This window comes from Mesotoga infera (genome assembly GCA_011045915.1).
In the GTDB taxonomy this organism is placed as follows: Bacteria; Thermotogota; Thermotogae; order Petrotogales; family Kosmotogaceae; genus Mesotoga; species Mesotoga infera_D.
Map to the genome: position 1 here is coordinate 1 of DSBT01000352.1, position 2,717 is coordinate 2,717.

General features: G+C 41.1%; 3 protein-coding genes. All 3 read left to right on the plus strand.

Annotated features, from left to right (window positions below):
• Window positions 1–149, plus strand: a 149-nt coding sequence (locus ENN47_11590; protein HDP78794.1) for a CRISPR-associated protein, incomplete at its 5' end; no start/stop codon positions are given.
• Between the two features lie 12 nt (window positions 150–161).
• Window positions 162–1,436: a hypothetical protein gene (locus ENN47_11595; GenBank protein HDP78795.1), complete on the plus strand. Its 1,275-nt coding sequence runs from the start codon at window positions 162–164 to the stop codon at window positions 1,434–1,436.
• 17 nt (window positions 1,437–1,453) lie between these two features.
• The coding region (locus tag ENN47_11600) for a hypothetical protein (GenBank protein ID HDP78796.1) at window positions 1,454–2,717 on the plus strand (1,264 nt) is incomplete at its 3' end.

Below are 2,717 nucleotides of genomic sequence, written 5' to 3' on the forward strand. Positions count from 1 at the left end.
AGTTCGTCTGCAAGCAGTTTGGAGAGATCATAAAGGCTAGATACAGCACGAGGGGTGGAACACTATATATAGAAATACGAACAACGGCAAGAAATCCATATGAACTGGAAAAAGCGGTTGAAGAGATATTGAATATACTAGGAAAGTGAAGGAGGGCACTGATGGATCTTGTTCTTACGGTCGGCACAAATCCTCTTCCGAGCTTTGTTGTATCTGAGTATTTCTGCCAAATGGATAATCTGGCCATAGATAGGGTGTATCTTATTCATTCAGACGAAGAAAACATGTCTTCTCATAGTAGCACAAGGAAACAAGCCGAAGCAGTCCGGAATCTCCTTGAAAAGAGATTGGGTAGAAGAATCTGTTGTCTAGTTCCGTTAAAGAGCATCTCGGGCAGTGAAATCCGTGATTCCTTAGAGTACTACTTCCGAACAGAGGATATTCATGGGGCTGTTCACCTAAACTACACGGGTGGCACAAAGGCAATGGCTGTGCAGGTTTCCAGCTTTATTAAGGGTATATTCAAAACGGACGTGACAGCTTCTTATTTAGATGCTCGAGAATGTAGAGTCAAATATGATGATAAGGCAATAGCAAGTCAAGAGGATGTCCGTTCTAAGGTTTATCTCTCGATATGTGACCTTCTGGAGTTGCACGGATACAGCAAAATCGATCAACCTGAAATGGGTAATTTTCCAAATGTTATGCGCGCTATCAAGGAGCTGATTGAGAGAGGTCAAATCGAACAACTAATAAATCTTGGCAATAAATTCGTGCCGACGCTTTATCAAGAAGAGGGTAAAAGTCGCCCAATAGAAAAACCTGGTAGATTTAGAAAACGTTTGGAAGAACTTGGTCAGGACAAAGTCGGACAAATGTTTTCCAGTCTCTCACAAGAATCTATTGATGTTCTCAACTCATTTCCTAAAGAGAAGTGTCTTTTAGAAAGAGGAACCCAGCTTTGGGTACCGAGCGAGGAGACCACAAATGATCAATACAAAATCAGAACAAGTCATACTGTCGAATTCTTGAAGGGAAAATGGTTGGAGGAATTAGTCGCAGAGAGAATCATTGAGTATGCTGAAAATAATCATTTACAGTACGGGTTTAACTTGAAAGCAAAGAGAGAGAACTTGCCTGATTTTGAATTAGACGCCTTCCTGATAAAGGGTTATCAGCTTCTGGCGATCTCGGTTACAACTTCACCAGCAAGGCATTTGTGCAAGAGCAAAGGATTTGAGGTTATCCACAGGTCCAGGCAAATTGGCGGAGATGAGAGCAGATCGATGCTAGTGACTCTAATGGACAGAAATTCTGCGCACATCCTGCAGGACGAGCTTCGGGTTGAAAGCGGTTCAAGTTCAGATAGTTTTGTGGTTCTTGATAGATCAAATTACAAGGAGATTGGTAATTACATAGACAGATTGTTTCGCTGATGCTGGAGGTGGTGGCTTTGAAAGTACCTGCTCTCATAGTTGATACAGTTTCTATCCAGAAGTACATTTTTTCCAGTAATAGACTGAAAGAAAACATCGGTGCATCTTATATCGTTGAAAGCGCATTCGAGATCCCTCTAAAGAACGCATTGAGGAATACTTTTGGTGGAAGAGATTTCGACATTGATTTTTGGAGAGAGAATCCCGATTTTCTCTTGATGGAAAATGGAACTCCCTTCGAAATCATCTATTCGGGTGGCGGAAATGTAGCAATCGCTTTCAGTGACAAGAGAAAGATCTTTGAATTCGTGAGACTATTCTCCAGAGACTTGCTTATTGATGCCCCGGGGCTCAGAACTTCCTTCGGCTTCAATCTGGATTTTGATACTGATAAATTCGATAAATCCATGAAGTTTTTGCATGAAGACTTGAGAAAGAATAAGAATCGTTTCCATACGAATATTTCCTTGAGAAAGTACGGAATCACTGCCGATTGCCCCAGATCTGACGAAAGCGCAGAAATGTTTTGCGACGACGATCAGTATATTTCATCCGTTTCAAGTTCGAAAATAAAAGCAGTAGACAAAGCCAATCAAAAACTTTCATCTTTGGTATCCGACATCTCAAAGGACAAGTTTACTTTTACTGACGAGATCGATCTTCTAGGTCAGATTGAGAGCGAATCAAACTACATTGCAGTAGTCCATATTGATGGAAACAGTATGGGAAAAAGATTTGCAGCAGCTAACTCTCTTTCCGGACTTAGAAAACTATCTGCTTCAGTTAGCAAAGCTACCCAGGACTCTTTTATAGAGATGACAAGATATCTGATAGAACTCATTGAAAAGGAGCATCTTACTGAAAAGAATGGGTTTAAGTTACGTAGAAAAGATGGAAAGACGATTTTACCGATACGACCGATCATAATAGGCGGAGATGATATTACTTTTGTTTGTCACGGAAAATTAGGACTGATCCTCGCCTCAAAGTTCATCTCATTTCTTGAAAACAAGGAAGTGAGTGATAAGAAGAAGCTTACTGCCTGTGCAGGAGTTTGTATCGCAAAAAGCAAATACCCCTTTTACAGATCCTATTTGCTTGCCGAAGAATTGACTTCTATCGCCAAGGCCGAATCAAGAAAGAACGGCGGTTCTTCATATCTGGATTTCCATTTGGCAACTACCGGTTTTTCAGGGAGTCTTGACGAAATAAGGGACAAGCAGTTGACCGCCACTGAAGGAAGTCTTCACTTTGGTCCATATAGAGTTTCTAGGGAAGACG